Source organism: Candidatus Mycobacterium methanotrophicum, assembly GCF_023515995.1.
In the GTDB taxonomy this organism is placed as follows: Bacteria; Actinomycetota; Actinomycetes; order Mycobacteriales; family Mycobacteriaceae; genus Mycobacterium; species Mycobacterium methanotrophicum.
Window position 1 is genome coordinate 180253 of record NZ_CP097320.1, and the last position, 17820, is coordinate 198072.

15 protein-coding genes and 5 pseudogenes are annotated in these 17820 nt (G+C 63.8%); 10 read left to right on the top strand and 10 right to left on the bottom strand.

The annotated features are described in order from the left end of the window. Window positions 1-15: 15 nt before the first annotated feature. From M5I08_RS00920 to M5I08_RS00935, 4 genes and pseudogenes are all read left to right on the top strand, one after another. Window positions 16-1374 (top strand): WS/DGAT/MGAT family O-acyltransferase, encoded by a 1359-nt coding sequence (locus M5I08_RS00920; protein WP_219069827.1) that lies wholly within the window; start codon window positions 16-18, stop codon window positions 1372-1374. Between the two features lie 36 nt (window positions 1375-1410). Further along, window positions 1411-1926: an NUDIX hydrolase gene (locus tag M5I08_RS00925; RefSeq protein ID WP_370328672.1), complete on the top strand. Its 516-nt coding sequence runs from the start codon at window positions 1411-1413 to the stop codon at window positions 1924-1926. A gap of 21 nt (window positions 1927-1947) precedes the next feature. Continuing rightward, window positions 1948-2852 (top strand): annotated as a pseudogene (locus M5I08_RS00930) (haloalkane dehalogenase). 20 nt (window positions 2853-2872) lie between these two features. Further along, window positions 2873-3902: pseudogene (locus M5I08_RS00935) on the top strand (cytochrome P450). 77 nt (window positions 3903-3979) lie between these two features. Here the strand turns inward: M5I08_RS00935 and M5I08_RS00940 are convergent. Continuing rightward, window positions 3980-4348, bottom strand: coding sequence for a hypothetical protein (locus M5I08_RS00940; RefSeq protein ID WP_219069825.1), 369 nt, complete (start codon window positions 4346-4348; stop codon window positions 3980-3982). A gap of 81 nt (window positions 4349-4429) precedes the next feature. On the opposite strand from M5I08_RS00940, the gene M5I08_RS00945 reads away from it, so the two are divergent. Next, window positions 4430-5770, top strand: coding sequence for an IS256 family transposase (locus M5I08_RS00945; protein WP_249763018.1), 1341 nt, complete (start codon window positions 4430-4432; stop codon window positions 5768-5770). A gap of 78 nt (window positions 5771-5848) precedes the next feature. On the opposite strand, the pseudogene M5I08_RS00950 reads toward M5I08_RS00945, so the two are convergent. From M5I08_RS00950 to M5I08_RS00960, 3 genes and pseudogenes are all read right to left on the bottom strand, one after another. Beyond that, a pseudogene (locus M5I08_RS00950) lies at window positions 5849-5950 on the bottom strand (hypothetical protein); the annotation flags it as partial. An 18-nt stretch (window positions 5951-5968) separates the two neighbouring features. Further along, window positions 5969-6769 carry a transposase family protein gene (locus tag M5I08_RS00955; protein ID WP_249762759.1) on the bottom strand — a complete coding sequence of 267 codons (801 nt, stop codon included), beginning with the start codon at window positions 6767-6769 and terminating at the stop codon, window positions 5969-5971. A gap of 284 nt (window positions 6770-7053) precedes the next feature. Then, a pseudogene (locus M5I08_RS00960) lies at window positions 7054-7425 on the bottom strand (ATP-dependent DNA ligase); the annotation flags it as partial. Window positions 7426-7451: 26 nt separating this feature from the next. On the opposite strand from M5I08_RS00960, the gene ligD reads away from it, so the two are divergent. Further along, the gene (gene ligD / locus M5I08_RS00965) at window positions 7452-8480 is read left to right on the top strand and encodes a non-homologous end-joining DNA ligase (protein WP_219066926.1); all 1029 of its coding nucleotides are present in this window, start codon (window positions 7452-7454) and stop codon (window positions 8478-8480) included. Here the strand turns inward: ligD and M5I08_RS00970 are convergent. Beyond that, entirely contained in the window at window positions 8477-9112 is a 636-nt protein-coding gene (locus M5I08_RS00970; RefSeq protein ID WP_219066927.1) for a cutinase family protein, read from the bottom strand. The genes ligD and M5I08_RS00970 overlap by 4 nt on opposite strands. A gap of 81 nt (window positions 9113-9193) precedes the next feature. Then, window positions 9194-10048, bottom strand: a complete 855-nt coding sequence (locus M5I08_RS00975) for a phytanoyl-CoA dioxygenase family protein (RefSeq protein WP_219066928.1) — start codon at window positions 10046-10048, stop codon at window positions 9194-9196. A gap of 129 nt (window positions 10049-10177) precedes the next feature. On the opposite strand from M5I08_RS00975, the gene M5I08_RS00980 reads away from it, so the two are divergent. Then, a complete protein-coding gene (locus M5I08_RS00980) occupies window positions 10178-10699 on the top strand; it encodes a zinc ribbon domain-containing protein (protein WP_249763467.1) in 522 nt (173 codons plus the stop codon). Window position 10700: 1 nt separating this feature from the next. Here M5I08_RS00980 and M5I08_RS00985 read toward each other — a convergent pair. Further along, window positions 10701-11051, bottom strand: a pseudogene (locus M5I08_RS00985) (three-helix bundle dimerization domain-containing protein); the annotation flags it as partial. After that, window positions 10978-12369, bottom strand: a complete 1392-nt coding sequence (locus M5I08_RS00990) for a TraM recognition domain-containing protein (RefSeq protein ID WP_249763019.1) — start codon at window positions 12367-12369, stop codon at window positions 10978-10980. The pseudogene M5I08_RS00985 and the gene M5I08_RS00990, both read right to left, overlap by 74 nt. A 346-nt stretch (window positions 12370-12715) precedes the next feature. On the opposite strand from M5I08_RS00990, the gene M5I08_RS00995 reads away from it, so the two are divergent. Beyond that, window positions 12716-13210: a DUF5078 domain-containing protein gene (locus M5I08_RS00995; RefSeq protein WP_219066930.1), complete on the top strand. Its 495-nt coding sequence runs from the start codon at window positions 12716-12718 to the stop codon at window positions 13208-13210. Window positions 13211-13227: 17 nt separating this feature from the next. Here the strand turns inward: M5I08_RS00995 and M5I08_RS01000 are convergent, their stop codons facing one another. Beyond that, window positions 13228-13932, bottom strand: a complete 705-nt coding sequence (locus tag M5I08_RS01000; RefSeq protein ID WP_219067003.1) for a TetR/AcrR family transcriptional regulator — start codon at window positions 13930-13932, stop codon at window positions 13228-13230. A gap of 343 nt (window positions 13933-14275) precedes the next feature. On the opposite strand from M5I08_RS01000, the gene M5I08_RS01005 reads away from it, so the two are divergent. Together M5I08_RS01005 and M5I08_RS01010 are read left to right on the top strand one after the other, a co-directional pair. Beyond that, window positions 14276-14662 carry an MmpS family transport accessory protein gene (locus tag M5I08_RS01005; RefSeq protein ID WP_249763453.1) on the top strand — a complete coding sequence of 129 codons (387 nt, stop codon included), beginning with the start codon at window positions 14276-14278 and terminating at the stop codon, window positions 14660-14662. After that, window positions 14659-17598: an MMPL/RND family transporter gene (locus M5I08_RS01010; RefSeq protein WP_219066931.1), complete on the top strand. Its 2940-nt coding sequence runs from the start codon at window positions 14659-14661 to the stop codon at window positions 17596-17598. The genes M5I08_RS01005 and M5I08_RS01010 overlap by 4 nt, the downstream gene beginning before the upstream one ends. Here the strand turns inward: M5I08_RS01010 and M5I08_RS01015 are convergent. Further along, a complete protein-coding gene (locus M5I08_RS01015; protein WP_249763020.1) occupies window positions 17592-17786 on the bottom strand; it encodes a hypothetical protein in 195 nt (64 codons plus the stop codon). The two genes, M5I08_RS01010 and M5I08_RS01015, sit on opposite strands and share 7 nt — an antisense overlap. Window positions 17787-17820 lie beyond the last annotated feature (34 nt).

Consider the following 17820-nt stretch of genomic DNA (forward strand, 5'->3'; position numbering starts at 1 on the left):
GCGCTTTAATGGGGCATGGAGCTGATCAGGCCGACGGACTCGATATTCCTGCTGGGCGAATCCCGCGAGCACCCCATGCACGTCGGTGGCTTGCAGCTGTTCGTACCACCGGAGGACGCCGGACCGGATTTCCCCCGCAAGGCCTACCAGGCTCTGGCCGAAAACACAGACTTCCAGCCGACTTTTCGGAAGCGTCCGGCACGGCTTCTCGGCGCAATCGGCAACATCTCGTGGGCCTATGACGACCAGGACGACATCGACGTCGACTATCACCTGCGGCGTTCGGCGCTGCCGTCGCCCGGTCGGGTCCGTGAACTGTTGGAGCTGACCTCGCGGCTGCACAGCACCCTGCTCGACCGCCACCGCCCGCTATGGGAAGGCCATTTCGTGGAGGGGCTGCACGACGGCCGATTCGCCCTGTACACCAAGTTCCACCACTCTCTGATCGACGGGGTCTCGGCGCTCAAGCTGATGCGGCGCACAATGTCGACCGACCCCGGCGATCGAGAGCTGCAGGCGATCTGGAGCCTGCCTCGGCGGCGACATTCGACCAGCCGGTCCCGGTGGCAGACGCTAACTCAGATAGCGGGATCGGTTGCCGCACTTGGGCCTTCGACGCTATCATTGGTCCGGGCCGCGCTGGTCGAACAACAACTGACCCTGCCGTTCGCCGCACCGCGCACCATGCTCAACGTACCGATCGGCGGCGCGCGCCGATGCGCGGCTCAGTCCTATTCGTTGGACCGAGTTAAAAACATCAGGCGGGCCGCCGGGGTCTCCGTCAATGACGTCGTCCTGGCGATGTGCGCCGGTGCGCTGCGCTATTACCTGGCGGATCAGCATGCGCTGCCGGACACGCCGTTGGTCGCGATGGTCCCGATAAGTCTGCGCACTAAAGAGGAAGCCGACAGCGGCGGCAACATGGTCGGCACCATCTTGTGCAGCCTCGCCACCGACGTCGACGATCCGGCCATTCGGCTCGAAACCATCAGCGAGTCGATGCGCGGCAACAAGCAGGTGTTCTCTCAACTGCCCCGGCTGCAGGCCATGGCGCTGTCGGCGTTCCTGATGGCACCGATGGCCCTCGCCGTGCTCCCCGGATTGGGCTCGTCGGCGCCGCCGCCGTTCAATATCGTGATCTCTAATGTCCCGGGGCCGACCGACCCGCTGTATTGGGGAGGCGCGCGTCTCGACGGCAACTATCCGCTGTCGATCGCGCTGGATGGTCAGGCGTTGAGCGTCACCGTGGTCAACAACGCCGACAACCTCGACTTCGGCTTGGTCGGATGCCGGCGAAGCGTGCCGCACCTGCAGCGTTTGCTCGGCCACCTGGAAAACTCCCTGAAGGATTTAGAACGCGCGGTTGGGGTCTGACCGACGACGACGCCAAAGCTGAGCGCGGGGCTGCTGCTGTATCGGGTGCGCGAGGACGGGCTTGCGCGGCGACCCGCTGCGCCCGGCTCCGCCGCGCTTGCGATCGCCGCCGAGGTCGTAGAAGTCCTCATCGCCCATCCTGGCGGGCCGTTTTGGGCTCGCAAGGACGACGGGGCCTGGTCGATTCCCAAGGGCGAGTACACCGACGGCCAAGACCCTTGGGCTACTGCGCAACGCGAATTCGAAGAGGAGATCGGTCTGCCGGCGCCGGCCGGCCCGCGGATCGCATTTCCACCGCTCAAGCAGCCCAGCGGCAAGGTCGTCACCGCGTTCGCGGTGCAAGGCGATCTTGACCTCGCCGATGCGCACAGCAACACCTTCGAACTCGAATGGCCCAGAGGCTCCGGGCGCATTCAGAGCTTCCCCGAGGTCGACCGGGCCGGCTGGTTCCCGGCGGCGCGGGCCAGGGCCAAGCTGTTGAAAGGCCAACTGCCCATTCTCGATCAGTTGCTGGCCCACCCGAGCGTGGCCGGCTTGCGAGAAGGCGAATGAACCTAGCGTATGTTCACACCCGTGCAGACACTGCGGACGCCGGACGACCGGTTCGACGATCTACCCGAATTCCCTTATGCCCCAAACTATTGCGACGTATCAGACGACGACGGCGGGTCATTGCGGATGGCCTGGGTGCAAGACGGCCCAGACGACGCCGACCCGGTGCTGATGCTGCACGGCGAGCCGTCGTGGTCATTCCTGTACCGCAAGATGATTCCGGTGCTGACCGCGGCCGCCCATCGCGTTGTCTGCCCGGACTTGGTCGGGTTCGGTCGTTCCGACAAGCCGGCCCGCATCGAGGACCACAGCTACGCCCGCCACGTCGAATGGGTGCGGGCCTTGGCATTCGACGTCTTGGACCTGCACCGGGTCACCCTGGCCGGCCAGGACTGGGGCGGTTTGATCGGGTTACGTTGGCCGCAGAACATCCCGAACGCTTCAGCAGGCTCGTCGTCGCCAACACCGGGCTGCCGAGCGGCGACATCCCGATGCCGGAGATCTGGTGGCGGTTCCGCGAGGCGATCCAGGGGGCACCGTCGATCGATGTCGGCCGGTTCGTGCAGGGCGGCTGTCGCCGGCCGATGAGCGACGAGGTGCGAGCGGCCTACGACGCGCCATTCCCCGACGACACGTATTGCGCTGCACCGCGGGCCATGCCCGGCCTGGTGCCGACGTCACCCGATGACCCGGCCGCTGCGGCCAACCGCTCGGCATGGGCGACGCTGTGCGGCAGTCCGATGCCGATGTTGGTCGCTTTCAGCGACGGGGATCCGATCACCGGCGGAATGGCGCCGATCTTTCAGCGCGAAATGTCCGGTGCACAGGGCATAGAGCACCCGGTGGTGCACAACGCCGGGCACTTCCCGCAAGAGGACGCCGGCGAAGACCTCGCCGGCCATATCGTCGAATTCCTGCGTGGCTAATCGGCCTGCACAATGTCTGCATGACGAGTGCGTCGAGTGTCGCCGAACCCCAAGCACTTCTGCTGCAACTAATGGACCCGGCAAACCGGGCCGACCCGTACGCGGTGTACAGCAGGTTTCGGGCCGACGGCCCGGTGCGGTTGCCGGAGTCCAACCTCACCGTGTTTTCGGGCTATCGCGACTGCGACGAGGCGCTGCGGCATCCGTCGTCGTCCGTCGACCGGAGCAAGTCGACGGTGGTCCAACGCCTGTTCGCGGACGCCGCAAATGCGCGCCCGCCGTGGCCTCCCATGTTCTTGTTTCTCGATCCGCCCGATCACACCCGGCTGCGCAAACTTGTCAGCAAGGCGTTTGTGCCCAAGGTGGTCAGCGAGTTGCAACCGGAGATCGCCGGCCTGGTCGACGGATTGCTCGACGCTATTGCCCAACGGGGTCGGTTCGATGCCGTCAGCGATCTCGCCTACCCGCTGCCGGTGGCGGTCATCTGCTGGCTGCTGGGGGTTCCGCTGCGCGACGAGCCGGAATTTGGCCGCGCATCGGAGCTGATGGCGCAGGCGCTGGACCCGTTCTTGGCGATTACCGGCGAGCCGTCGCAGGGCATGCAAGAGCGTCTGCGGGCCAGCCAGTGGTTGCGAGACTACCTGCACGACCTGATCGGACAGCGCCGCTCGCGCCCGGGTGACGATTTGATGTCGCGGTTGATCGCGGTGGAGGAATCCGGCGATCAACTGGCCGAAGACGAGATCGTCTCGATCTGCAGTTTGCTGCTGGTCGCCGGACACGAGACCACCGTGAACCTGATCGCCAACGCGATGTTGGCGATGTTGCGCCGCCCCGCGCAATGGGCCGCGCTTGGCGCCGACGTGTCGGCACTTGGCATTCGGGCGGGGTCTGCATTACTGCCTGGGCGCTCCGCTGGCTCGGTTGGAGGCTGCGGTCGCGTTGTCGGCAGTCACGGCACGCTTCCCGCAAGCACGCCTGGACGGTCAACCGGCCTACCGGCCGAATGTCACGCTGCGCGGATTGTCGGCACTGGCCGTGACCGTGTAAATCCTCGCCGAATGGGCAGTTATTGCACGCTTTTCGCGAGTTCGCGTGTCATAGCTGCCCGCTCGACGCGACAAAAATCAGCCGCGGTCCCAAGGCGGCGCTTCGTCCATCTTCTTGTAGTACTTCGCCAGGTGGCTCTTGACCCGGTCGACGTCGGCCTCGGGTAAATCGATACCGCCCCGCGCGCCGTCCATGATCGCGCCGGCGATCATCACCCCGCGCGGCACCGCTTCGAGCTTGCCGCCGATCACGTCGGCAAACAACAGTTTGTAGGCGGTGAAGTTGTCCTTCTTGTCGCTGTCGTACCAGATGTGGGCATCCCGGTACTTCTGATTGGGTCCATCTTCTGCGCCCGCCCACTTGCGTACACGCTTCTCGGCGGCGTCGCCGTCCCACTTGCGGTCGCGGTCGGCCAACGGCAGATCCTTAAATGCTGTCACTGACATATTCGTCGCGTGCCGAGTCTATCGCTGATTTGGTGTAAGTGGTTCTGACCGCCCCGGCGTGGGGCAGAAGGAATCGCTGTGATGACGAACACACTCAAGGGCGTGGATGCCCAGGTGAAGGAGTTGCCGGCCCAGGCTGGCGAGAACGTGGATGAGGCGGCCGTTGCGGCCCGTGAGCTGTCCGGGGCCGAGCGGGTGCTGGTGGGCGATCTGGTACGCCAGGCGCGCGCCGAGGGGGTCGCGCTGACCGGTCCGGCGGGGCTGCTCAAAGCGCTGACCAAGACGGTGCTGGAAGCGGCACTCGAAGAGGAGATGACCGAGCATCTCGGTTACGACAAGCACGCCGCGGCCGGCCGCGGAAGTGGCAACTCGCGCAACGGCTCTCGCACCAAGAAGGTGATCACCGATGCGTGCGGGCAAGTCGAGATCGAGGTGCCCCGCGACCGCAACGGGACCTTCGAGCCGGTAGTGGTCGGCAAGGGTAAACGTCGGGTCTCCGACGTGGATCGGGTGGTGCTGTCGCTGTACGCCAAAGGCCTTACCACAGGCGAGATTTCGGCTCACTTCGCCGACGTTTACGGGGCCTCGGTGTCCAAGGACACCGTCTCACGGATCACCGACCGGGTGATCGAGGAGATGCAGACGTGGTGGTCACGGCCGCTGGAGAAGGTGTACGCCGCGGTGTTCATCGATGCGATCATGGTCAAGATCCGCGACGGCCAGGTCCGCAACCGGCCGGTCTACGCCGCGATCGGTGTGGACCTCGACGGCAACAAGGACATCCTGGGGATGTGGGCCGGCGACGGCGACGGGGAGTCAGCCAAGTTTTGGCTGGCGGTGCTGACCGACCTGAAGAATCGCGGTGTCAAGGACATCTTCTTTTTGGTCTGCGACGGGCTAAAAGGGTTGCCCGACAGCGTGTCTGCGGCGTTCCCGCTGGCCACGGTGCAGACCTGCATCATTCACCTGATCCGCAACACCTTCCGGTACGCCTCGCGCAAGTACTGGGACAAGATCAGCGTCGACCTCAAGCCGATCTACACCGCGGCCAACGCGACCGAGGCCCGGATGCGTTACGAGGAGTTCGCCGAGAAGTGGGGCAAGCCCTACCCGGCGATCAAGCGGCTGTGGGACAACGCGTGGGACGAGTTCATCCCTTTCCTGGACTACGACGTCGAGATCCGTCGAGTGTTGTGCTCTACCAACGCAATTGAGAGCCTCAACGCGCGCTACCGACGGGCGGTGCGAGCACGTGGACACTTCCCAAACGAGCAGGCGGCACTCAAGGCGCTCTACCTGGTGACCCGGTCACTGGATCCCAAGGGTACCGGGCAGACGAAGTGGGCCGTACGCTGGAAACCAGCGCTCAACGCCCTGGCGATCACGTTCGCCGATCGCATGCCAGCTGCAGAAGAACGCTGACCGAGAAAATCCGAGAAATGCCACTTACACCGAATATCGGACAGTCCCGTGAGCGAGGCCCCAGCCCACCCCATACCGTCTAAAGCCATCCCACTTCGGTTCATAGGAGGCGTCAGGAGGGATTGTCGGGACCGATTTAGCCAGCATCGGCGGGACCGGCGGCATGACGGGGAGCTTCATCGCCTCATTGACGTTTTCTCAGTAATTTCCGCGTTGGAGAGTCGATAGTACGATCGCGGCGGCAACAACTGCGCCAATCCTGGTTGGGCACAGGCGGATTCGACGGAGGCAGCGCCAACGCTGTTTGAGTTCGGCGTTGGCGCGTTCACCGATGGCACGCGCCGCGGTGAGCAGCATGTTGTAGCTCTGATTCTCCACGGCCAGGCCGCGGCCCTTGACCGGAGTGTGCACCCCGATCCCCGCTCCTTCGTAGCCCTTGTCGGCCAGCGTCGGCACCCCGTCGGCCGCGGACTTGTACAGCGCGCCCAGGCAGTGCGCGCGGGCGGCGGTGATGTCGTGCACGCTGCCCGGCTCGACCTCGCTCGACCACACCGGGAACCCGCCCGGGTCGGCCAGTATCTGCACATTGCCGCCCTGGGTTTTGTGCTTGCCCGAATACCACCGGTGATGGCCGGCCTCGTTGCGCTCGTCCACCCGGTCGATGGCGATCAGCGTCCCGTCCAGCGTCACGTGCGACCACTGTTCGGCCTTGGCCCGGTCGAGCACTTCGTGCAGGTCAGGAGCTTGTTCGGCGATCACGTCGATCGCCTCGTGCAGATAGCGGTAGCTGGTGGAGATCGGCAGCCCGGCCTCCATCGCCAACAACCGGATCGGGGCGTCGTCGCGGAACCACCGCAGCACCAGCTTGGCCTGCGTGCGCACCGTACCCGACCGCCGCCCGGCCCGCGTTCTGATCTCGCGCCGGTGAACGTGCAGCAGCGCGGTCACATGCAGCAGGGTTTCCTCCGGCACGTCGCAGATGGCAGAGTAGGTGAACACGTGGGGTCCTTTGCAGCGGAGCGGGTTTCCTCGTCGAAACCGAATCCTTGAGCAAGGACCCCACGCCCAGCCACTACGACACGCCGAAAACTCCAGTCACAACAAACTCACAAGCCCCAAGTGAGAAAACCTCATTGTTGTCTCCGGCCGGCGAACGGGTGTCTGCCGTCGTTTGTCGCGGAACCCGATACAGCCCCAGTTAAATTCTGCGGAGGCTTCGTCATACCCCAGCGTCGCCCACCGGCCCGCTCGCTCACTAACCCAACGGACCGTTTCAGCGGCCGGTCAATGACCGCCCGTACACAAAACGCGATAAAGGATGCCGGCGTCTTCTCGGCGAGCATTCGTACCCGCGAATCGGCCGGATGGATGCGCTGTTGCAGCGCCTCGAAGTCCAGGCCGTGGTCGGTGGCGATGACGATCTCCCCGTCGATCACGCAGCGTTGCGGCAACTCGGCCTTGGCCGCCGCGACCAGTTCGGGAAAATAGCGGGTCATCGGCCGCTCGTTGCGGCTGCCCAGCTCGACCTGGTCGGCGTCGCGAAAGACGATGGACCTGAAACCGTCCCACTTGGGCTCGTAGGACGAATCGGATGGGATCGATCGAACCGACTTGGCCAGCATCGGTGAGATCGGCGGCATCACAGGGAGGTCCATAGTCCGATTGTGCTGGAATCTCGGGTATGGCTGCTGCAGAAGAGGTCGACGTCGACGGCATTCCGATCCGCCTGACCAATCCGGACAAGATCTATTTCCCCAAGCTGGGAGCCAACGGAACCAAACGCAGGCTCGTCGAGTACTACCTTGCCGTCGCTCGCGGGCCGATGCTCACTGCGCTGCGCGACCGCCCTACCCATCTGCAGCGCTTCCCCGATGGGATCGAGGGTGAGGAGATTTACCAGAAGCGTATTCCGGCGCACCATCCCGACTATCTGCAGACGTGCCGGGTGACGTTTCCGTCCGGTCGGACGGCCGACGCGCTGAAGGTGACCCATCCCGCGTCCATCGTATGGGCGGCGCAGATGGGCACCGTCACCCTGCATCCGTGGCAGGTGCGTTGCCCGGATACCGACCACCCCGACGAGTTGCGTGTCGACCTGGATCCCCAGCCGGGCACCGCTTTTGCCGAGGCCCGGACTGTTGCAGTCGACGTACTGCGGCCGCTGCTCGACGAACTCGGCCTGGTTGGCTACCCGAAGACGTCAGGGGGCCGTGGCATCCACGTGTTCCTCCGCATCAAAACGCACTGGGATTTCACCGCTGTGCGCCGCGCCGGCATCGCGCTGGCGCGCGAGGTGGAACGCCGTGCCCCCGATGCGGTGACGACCGAGTGGTGGAAGGAAAACAGGGGGGCACGGGTCTTTGTGGACTTCAACCAGAACGCTCGCGACCGTACGTTCGCATCGGCTTACTCGGTGCGGCGCACGGCGATCGGCACGGTGTCGACGCCGCTGACGTGGGACGAGCTGGCAAGCGCGGACCCCGACGACTACACGATGGCGACCGTGCCCGGCCTGGTAGGCCGACGCGAAGATCCTTGGGCCGACATAGATGCGGTTGCTCAATCGATCGCGCCGCTTCTTGAAATGGCCGAGGCCGACGAAGAGCGGGGACTCGGTGACATGCCGTATCCACCCAACTATCCGAAGATGCCCGGCGAGCCCAAACGCGTTCAGCCGAGCCGGGATACGGATCGGAAGATGCAGCGCTAAAGCCGACCCGCGACGGATGCCGCGGCCTGGTTGGTCACATCGGGAACATAGGAAAGATGAGCGAGGATGTTTCCGCCTTCACCGCAGATCATGTCGTCGGGAACGCATAAGTCGATCGTCTTGGGCCGATAGGCCGAGCTGACCGGAGGGAACTGGTTGTCCGACAACTGCTTCGAGTACGAACTCGACGGATTGCCGAAGAGCGCCACCGCAGCGACGTGATCACCAACGCGAGCAGGCAACTCATTGCTGGTCAGGTCCATGACGGCAGCACCCTGGGAATATCCCCCAAGAACCAGCTTCGTGCTCGGGCAGCTTCCGGCCATGTTCTGGATGTGGGCATCCGCATCGGCGGCGCCGGCCCGCGCGCTATCGACGTAGTTCGGGGTCGCCGGATAGTTGACCGGGTAGACGCCCACGGACTTCCCCGACACCTGCGCGGTGAGAGAGTCGATGAAGGCTTGGCCGGCCCCGCCGACGCCCGAGGGCTCGCCGGTGCCGCGGGCGAACACCACCTCGACGTCCGGACATGGTTCGGCAAAGGCAACCGGCATGACCTCCGTCGCGGTTGGGACGGCCCACACCGTCACCAGCGCGGAACTAACGATGCGAGCAAAGCTGCGGCGACTCATCTCTGCAATGCTGCCATCTCGCCGGACTGCGGGTAATCCGGACTGCGGGTAATAGCATCCCGGCATGATCGCATCGCGGCGCTAGGGCTCGTCCAGCAGCCGCAGCGGATGCAAACCGTCGACCGCGCCGACGAACGGCGGGTGGATGCTGTAACCGAGCATGCGGCGAATGTCGGCAGAGACCTCCCGAGCGATCTCACGGGAGATCGACAACGTGAACGCCTCCATCGGCCGCAGCCACGGTTGGCAGTATTGGGCCGTCACCGCAAGCCGGTCGCGGGTGGTGGTGTTGGCGCCTCCGCCATGCCACAGGGTGCCGACGAAGAACACGCACGAACCCACGGGCATCACGACCGGAAGCGACCGATCGCCCGGACCCGGCCGACGCTTGCCCCAGCGGTGGCTGCCGGGGAACAGCACGGTCGAGCCGTTGTCGGCGGTGAAATCGTCGATCGCCCATATCGTCGCGGCCGCCAACGGCGCCCGCGGACGCGGAACCGGGTAGAACCCGTCGTCGTGGTGAGCCAGCTGAGCGGTCTCACCGGGCTGAATGTTGATGGCCTGCAATGCCGAAAGCAGGTAGTTGGGCATCAGCAACTGATCGAGCGCGGCCAACACCCGCGGATGGTCGACAAGCCGGTCGCACGCCCGCGTTCTGCTCAACACGCTGTAGATGCGTTGGGTGCGATGGCCCTCGAACGAGTTGCGGCCGGTGTGGCCCAACCAGGGACGGACAACGTCACGGGTCCGCCGGCAGTCCTCGGCACTGAGCAGGTTCTCCCAAATGACGTAGCCGTCGCGGTCGAGGGCCGCCATGTCGGCCTCTACGATCGCAGGATCGACTGTGGCCCCGCCGGTCGGTGCCCGCTTGTAGCGAAGCGCCAAATCGCCTCGGAGGTCTTCCAGAGTTGTGACGGACTGGTCATCAACGTTCATCTGCCCTCGGTTGCCCTCGGTCCTTACTCCGCAATGACCACAGCCTAACTCTGCGAACCGCCCATGGTCAGCCGTCGCGGGCCCTATCCTGAGAGGTCGGGGAATTCGGGGCTAAGCGGCGGAGGTCGGATGGCGGCCATAACGGCGTGCCGCGCGTGCGGGACGCAACGCCGTGAGAACGCGCGGTTCTGTCATGGATGCGGCTGGCCGGTTGCCGCGGCCGACGCTGAGGCCTTGGACCAGCAGGTGACGGTGGTGTTCGACGACGTCTACTCGGCGCGGGAGCGGGCTCGGCGGGGTGACCGCGATGGCGCGATTCTCCTGATGCGCGCCGGCGTCGACGATCTGCTGCGCGCCAGACGATCGCGGGAATGGGGCATTCCGGCGACAGGTGTGTTGGTGGAGACGCTGCTCGACGGCGGAACCGAGAGTGACGTCGCGGAAGCCGAGGCCGCCATCGAGCGCTTAGCGGCCGCGCCGACCGACGACCATTCCGCTCTGCGCGACATCTGGCTGCTGCGGTTGCGCGCCCTGCTGGCGCGGGCGCGCGGCGAAGGTGTGCGATACCTGGACTTCGTGAATCGCTACCGCAACATGGCGACATCGCTTGGCTTCGAAGGGCACATCGCGTGGGCCGAGGCGATGCCTTGATGGGCTCCGACCCGCCAGACCACGCCACGGCCGCGCCGCGGGTGAGGTCGCTGAAAAATCCCATGGCCATTTGGGATCGGCCCGCATTGTGCTGACGCAGGAACAACACCACCGGCTTGCCTTCGGTTGACTTGCCTGTCAGTTTCGCCAGGGCGCGGATTCGCTGCCGCGCGAAGCGCTCCGCCAACAGCGCCAAGAAATCGTGAACGGTTGCGCGGACGGCAAGCTGCTCGTAAGAAGAGCGCAGAAACCGTTCAATGGTCCTCGCATCGAAGGTGTCAGCGAATTCGCTGTACAACCGCGCTGCTGCCAATTCGAGCGCGTGACGCTGGCGGCACCCGGCGCAGCTCATCGAGGTAGGCGACAAACTCGGTCCATTCCAACAGGTGCACCATCCGGCCGGCTGTCCCGCGCACGATCAGCCGCGCCCGCTTCTCGTCGCGCGGAATCAGTCCCTCGGACTCAGGTGCGTTGCTCAACGCCCGATGCGCGGCCTTGCCGTTGCCGTTGTGGTTATTGGACTGATGGCTGGGGGTGGTTTTGCCCGCCCAAAACGACGCTGCCTGCAGCAGGTCGTTATCATGGGTGCCGTACATGATCAACGACGCCGGCACAGCTTCGCGGATCGCGCGGCCCTGCAGCGGCCCATAGACCGCGTCGAGCTGCGAACTCGACTGAGCCGCAAAACATATCGACACACCCGGGCTGCGGCCTTCTGCCAGGTACCGCGGCAGCCGCGGCAGCGGCGTGTTGGCGATCTCGTCAAGAAACATGCCTACCCGCGGAAATTCCTCGCACTGAGCAGTTTTGACGCGCTGGCGGTTGATCAGTTGGTCCATCAACGTGATCGCCTGCGGGGCTATCGTGCCGTCATCGGGTGTTAGCAAGTACACGGTCGCGTGACGCTCATCAAGAAGCGACAAATCCAAACTCGGCAGCTCGCGGTCCCGCAACGACGTGCGCAGCCACGCGGTGAGCACCTTGGTGACCGTGACCTTCACCGAATCACGCTGGCGCGGTTCCATATCCAAAACCCCGCGTACCCTCGCCTCAAATAGGCGGCTGCCGCACAACGCCGCCGCCGACGCCCACGACGGTATCGTATTGACGTGGTCGCCCAGCCGGCCGCGGGGGTGCGTCACGTCCTCGGCGGCCTCCAAGGTCCACTCCATCCCCAAGCCAGTGCAGGCGGGGCTGGCGCCGAACAACAGGCAGGTCAACGGGGCGAACGCCAGCTGATCCCACGGCCCCGGATCAGCGGCGGTGCGAAACGAGCCACCCGCTGGCGCGACCGCCGACATGCTCAGCAGCGTTTCGGCCACCGCTTGGGCGTCCTCGAGCGTGCTGATCAGCTGCGTGGGGTCAAACCGGTAGCGGGTGAACTCGGCCGGATAGTACGGCGCGTCAATCGGGCGCAGATCCAGCAGAGCCGCCTGGCCGTAGCGGCGCGAAGCGACCATCTGCATCACGTCGTCTTTGCTGGAGGACACCAGCGCCGGGCCCGGCCACAGCACCGCACTCTGAGACAACCACTTGCGTGTTATGCCGGTGTCGGGCGGGGCGAAACCACCGATGTGAGGGCCAGTCTCCAGCGAACAGAGACGGCCGCTACGCTCGTCGCGGACCCAGCCGCCGAACGGGGTCACCGGCTTGCGGAATTCCTCGCTCACGGTTCGTCATCCACCGCGTCGGAGCGGCTACCGACCTGGGCGCCTTGGTCAAACCCCGGCGTGAGCACCACCGAACTTTGAGGTCGCCGTTTCACTGATCCCTCCAATGCGCCCTTTTCGCTCAGCCCGATTTAAAAGGATGGCCGGAAAATTTAAAGGATGGTCCTGCAAACTCACGGCTGTCTGTGTTTTGGCTGCCGACTGGCTGTGTTTTAGCCGACGGATCGCTGTCTTTTGGGCTCGACAAGGTGCATGTCGGGCTGGAAACCAAGCCCGCCCGGCTAACGACGAGCCAGGTGTCTAGGGAGGCTAAGCATAGCCTTTACCGAAGCGTTATGGTAGCCGCATGCGTCTTCCTCGTCTGAGCCTTGCCGTCCGCGCCGGCGTTGCAGCGCTGGCGCTCACCGCCGCCGCGACCGCCTTGCCCCGGGTCGCCGTGGCTGATCCGGGGTTCCAACCGTGCAACGGCTGCTCATCCAACGATTCCACCGAGGACTTCCCGATCCCGCGGAGAATGATCGCAACGACTTGCACCGCCGAGCAGTTATTAGCGGCCGCAAGGGATTTCGCGCCGGTGTACTACCAGCGGTACATGACTGACTACGATAACCACCCGAATGTTCAGCAGGCCACCCAAGACAAGGTGCACTGGTTCTACTCGTTGTCGCCGGCTGATCGCAGGGCCTATTCGGCAAACTTCTATGCGCCCCAGATCGATCCGCTGAACTTGGCGTGGCCCAACCATATGAAGATCTTCTTCAACAACAAGGGCGTCGTCGCCAAGGAAACCGAGAACTGCCAGAACTACCCAGCCAACGACATGTCGGTGTGGAACTGGTAGGTCCCGTCGCCCGGCGATCAGCCCTGTTTTGGCCCTTGCGGCTCGGCCATCAGGCCGACGCACGTCGCCGTGATCAGCCGCGTCAGCGCGGATATGAAATCGATGTTCCAGTCCGGCGGCAGGTCCGTTGCCTTTGCCTCGGCGTAGGCCTCGGCGAGCTTTTGCGGCGGATTCGCCACCTGCCACAACGGCGCTGCCAGGGAGTAAGCGGCGAGAATGACGTCGAATGCGCCAGCGCGGCCGAGGCCCGGCAACGCATGCTCGATCCCATCGGCGAGCGAGTTGATCGCCCCACTGCTGATCTGCTTGACCTCGAGGACCCGGTCGATTTCCACCTCGTGTTCGAGGTGAAGATGCAGGTTCGCCAGTAGGTCGCAGAAAAGCGGGTCGGCCGCCAGGCTGTCGGCTAATGCCCCAGCGACCAGCGCCGGCGACATGGGACCGGGCTCGCGCAATTTGTCACAGACGGTGTCCGACCACCGCACCCAGCCTTCGGCGGCAAGATGCAGCAGCACTTCCTTGTGGGAGGTGAAGTAGCGGCGCACCGCGGAATAGTGCACGCCAGCCCGCCTGGCGACATCGGTCAAGGTCACCGACGCGACACCCGACTCCAGCGCCAGCGCGCGTGCGGCCTCGACCAGCGCTGTCGCGCGCTGGCGCTTCTTGTCCTCGGTACGGGCTCGCTGGAACGTGAGCTGCGGCACCGCGCGAGAATAACGCAGGTCGGGCGATTGCGGGTGGGCGTGGAACCCGGTAGCGTCCGTTTACGCACGTAACATGCGTTAAATTCGCACGCTGCTCCTGCGCACTGGAGTGCCGTCGAAAGGAGCCCAACATTCCGTGCCGGTAGCGTGGTTTACTCGTCAAGACTCGGTCGAGGTGACTGTTATGCAGGCGCCCTGAGACGCCCCGCCGCGTTTCGATGTGCCGACGGGTGGGCTGGCCGATCAGTAGGTGGAGATCCTTTAGCAGGTGGGATGTCGCCGAGCAGAAAGACGGCAAACGGTGAAGGGGATTTTGATTTTCAGGGTTCTGCAGAGGTCGTGGATTCCGCTCGTGATCGCGATGGTCGTTTGCCTCGGGGGATTCACGGTGTGGCGGATTCACGGCATATTCGGTTCTGAGAAGCGGCCATCGTATTCGGACAGCGCGAACAGCGATACCAAGCCATTCAACCCCAAGCACTTGACTTACGAGGTTTTCGGTCCCCCGGGCACCGTGGCGGACATCAGCTACTTCGATGTCGACGCTGACCCGAAGCGGGTCGACGCGGCGCACCTGCCCTGGACGTTGAACATGACGACGACTTCGCCGGCGGTCATGGGAAACATTGTGGCCCAAGGCGATAGCAGCAGCATTGGCTGTCGAATCTTGGTGGACGGCGTAGTCAAAGCCGAAAAGATCTCGCACGAAGTGAATGCCTTCACTTACTGCGTGCTAAAGGGCGCATGATTAGCCAGCAAAGGAGCAGCGAACACCCCAAACCGCCGTTCGCGCCGCGGATGATCCACCGGCTGGCGGTCCCGATCATCCTGGCATGGTTGGCGATTGTTTTCCTGGTGAGCACGGCCGTTCCGTCGCTCGAGCAGGTCGCGACGCAACGTTCGGTGTCGCTGAGCCCCAAGGATGCGCCGTCGGTGCGGGCGATGACGGTGATGGGCCAGAAATTCAAGGAATCTAGTTCCGACAGTTCGGCGATGATCGTCTTGGAAAGTCAGCAGAAATTCGGTGACGATGCGCGCCGGTACTACAACAGCTTGATTCGTCAGCTGAAAGACGATCCGCACGTGCAGCACGTCCAGGATTTTTGGAGCGATCCTCTGACCGCGCCCGGTGCGCAAAGCCCCGACGGTAAATGCGTTTACGTTCAGCTCAATCTCGCCGGTAACCAAGGCACGACCATGGGCGACGAATCGGTGGACGAAATTCGAAAGATCGTGAACCGCACGCCGGCGCCACCGGGAGTGACGACCTACGTCACCGGCCCGGCGGCGCTGGTAAAGGACATGCACCACAGTGGCGACAAAACTCTTTTCAAGATCACTGTCGTCACTTTTTTGGTGATTTTAACCATGTTGCTGCTGGTCTACCGCTCAGTCATCACGGTGTTCATGCTGTTGATCATGGTCGGGATCGAATTGACGGCGGCGCGAGGAATTGTCGCGTTTCTCGGCTATCACGAACTCATCCGCCTTTCCACGTTCGCTGTAAATCTCCTGGTATCCCTCGGGATTGCCGCTGGAACCGATTACGGCATCTTCTTTTTCGGCCGCTATCAAGAGGCCCGCCAGGTTGGCGAGGATCGCGAGACCGCGTTCTACACGACCTACCGCAGCGTCGCCCACGTCGTCTTGGCCTCTGGTTTGACGATCGCCGGCGCGACGTTTTGTCTGAGCTTCTGCCGGATGCCGTATTTCCAAACCCTCGGCGTACCTTGCGCAGTCGGTATGCTCGTCGCGGTAGCGGTGGCGCTCACGCTGGTGCCGGCCGTGATCGTCGTCGGTGGACGCTTCGGTTTGTTCGACCCCAGACGCAAGATGAGGGTCCGGGGCTGGCGCCGGGTGGGCACCGCGATCGTGCGCTGGCCGCTGCCCATCCTCGCCGGGGCATGCGGGATCGCGCTTGTCGGCCTGTTGACGCTGCCGGGATATCAAACCAGCTACAACGATCGGCTGTATATACCTCACCACATCGCCGCGAACACGGGATATGACGCCGCCGAGCGGCATTTTTCCCAGGCTCGAATGATGCCCGAAGTCATGATGATCGAGGCGGACCATGATTTGCGCAATCCGGCGGACTTCTTGGTCCTCGACAAACTGGCCAAGGGCATCTTGCGTGTCCCGGGGGTATCGCGGGTGCAAGCGATCACGCGTCCTGAGGGCACGGCGATGGAACATACGTCGATTCCGTTTCAGCTCAGCATGCAAAATGCCGGGCAGGTACAGACGATGAAATTCCAAAAAGCCCGTATGGACGACATGCTCAAGCAGGCCGACGAACTCGAGGACACGATCTTGAGAATGCAGCGCATGTACGACCTCATGCGGCAACTCACCAACACGACCCACAAGATGGTCGGTGAGACGAAGGAAATGCAGGCCGTCACCGAAGAACTACGAGACGACATCGCAAACTTCGAGGACACCTGGCGACCTATCCGCAGCTACTTCTACTGGGAAAAACACTGCTACGACATCCCGATATGCTTCTCTCTTCGATCGGTATTCGATGCCGTTGACGGTGTCGACGAAATCGACGAAAAGTTCCAAGTCCTCACCAAGGACTTCGATCAACTCGATGCGCTCATGCCCCAGATGATCGCGGAGTTCCCACCGATGATCGCGAGCATGGAGTCCATGCGGACGATGATGCTGACGATGCACAGCACCATGTCCGGGATCTTCGGGCAGATGGACGAACTGAGCGACAACGCGACGGCGATGGGCAAAGCGTTCGACCGCGCCAAGAACGACGACTCGTTCTACCTGCCACCGGAAGTCTTCAAGAACCCGGACTTCAAACGTGCTCTGAATAATTTCTTCTCGCCGGACGGCAAAGCCGTGCGCTTGATCATCTCGCACCGGGGCGATCCCGCGACGCCGGAAGGCCTTGCGCGGACCGACTCGATCAAACAGGCGGCCGAAGAGTCGCTGAAGGCGACGCCGCTCGAAGACGCCAAGATCTATCTGGCCGGTACCGCGGCCACTTTTAAAGACTGGAAGGACGGCTCGAAATACGATCTGTGGATCGCCGGGATCGGTTCGATGTGCCTGATTTTCATCATCATGCTGATCATCACCCGAAGTCTTGTTGCTGCCCTGGTTATCGTTGGCACCGTTGCGGTTTCATTGGGTGCGTCCTTCGGGCTATCCGTGCTGGTCTGGCAGTACATTCTTGGGGTCAAACTGCACTGGATGGTGCTGGCGATGTCGGTCATCGTCCTGTTGGCGGTCGGGTCGGACTACAACCTGCTACTGGTGTCTCGGTTCAAAGAGGAGATCGCCGCGGGGCTGAAGACGGGCATCATCCGCGCCATGGGCGGCACCGGCAAGGTAGTGACGTCGGCCGGTCTGGTGTTCGCGTTCACGATGGGCTCCATGGTGGTCAGCGACCTGCGGATCATCGGTCAAGTGGGCACGACGATCGGTCTGGGGCTGCTGTTTGACACCTTGGTGGTCCGTTCCTTCATGACGCCGTCCATCGCGGCGCTGCTGGGACGCTGGTTCTGGTGGCCGATCAAGGTCCGGCCGCGCCCCGCCAGCACGATGCTCCGGCCCGCCGGGCCGCGTCCGCTGGTCCGGTCTCTCTTGCTGGGTGAGGGCGTCGAGCAGGACGCCAATACTGCGTCGTTGCCGAATCCCCGTCTGGCTAACCCAGCTCAGTGAATGCGGGCGCTACCGCCCAGGCCGGTCTCCAACACACTGCCGGTGATCACGCCGGGATCGGTGACCAGGTAGACGATTCCACGGCTGACGTCCTCGGGCTGAAGCCATGGCTGCGGTATGGGGTTGGCTTTCATCACGCGGCGCACCAAGTCATCGGGAATGTCGTCCCCGCCGGCAGGTTGAACCATCGGAGTTGGTGGCGTTGTAGGCGGCCAGCTCTGG

Bases quoted from the DNA above. Each gene is read 5' to 3' on its own strand.
- M5I08_RS00920 (WP_219069827.1), top strand. From the start codon at position 16: ATGGAGCTGATCAGGCCGACGGACTCGATATTCCTGCTGGGCGAATCC.
- M5I08_RS00940 (WP_219069825.1), bottom strand. From the start codon at position 4,348: ATGTCAGTGACAGCATTTAAGGATCTGCCGTTGGCCGACCGCGACCGC.
- M5I08_RS00945 (WP_249763018.1), top strand. From the start codon at position 4,430: ATGACGAACACACTCAAGGGCGTGGATGCCCAGGTGAAGGAGTTGCCG.
- ligD (WP_219066926.1), top strand. From the start codon at position 7,452: ATGGCTGCTGCAGAAGAGGTCGACGTCGACGGCATTCCGATCCGCCTG.
- M5I08_RS00970 (WP_219066927.1), bottom strand. From the start codon at position 9,112: ATGAGTCGCCGCAGCTTTGCTCGCATCGTTAGTTCCGCGCTGGTGACG.
- M5I08_RS00975 (WP_219066928.1), bottom strand. From the start codon at position 10,048: ATGAACGTTGATGACCAGTCCGTCACAACTCTGGAAGACCTCCGAGGC.
- M5I08_RS00980 (WP_249763467.1), top strand. From the start codon at position 10,178: ATGGCGGCCATAACGGCGTGCCGCGCGTGCGGGACGCAACGCCGTGAG.
- M5I08_RS00995 (WP_219066930.1), top strand. From the start codon at position 12,716: ATGCGTCTTCCTCGTCTGAGCCTTGCCGTCCGCGCCGGCGTTGCAGCG.
- M5I08_RS01005 (WP_249763453.1), top strand. From the start codon at position 14,276: ATGGTCGTTTGCCTCGGGGGATTCACGGTGTGGCGGATTCACGGCATA.
- M5I08_RS01010 (WP_219066931.1), top strand. From the start codon at position 14,659: ATGATTAGCCAGCAAAGGAGCAGCGAACACCCCAAACCGCCGTTCGCG.
- M5I08_RS01015 (WP_249763020.1), bottom strand. From the start codon at position 17,786: ATGGTTCAACCTGCCGGCGGGGACGACATTCCCGATGACTTGGTGCGC.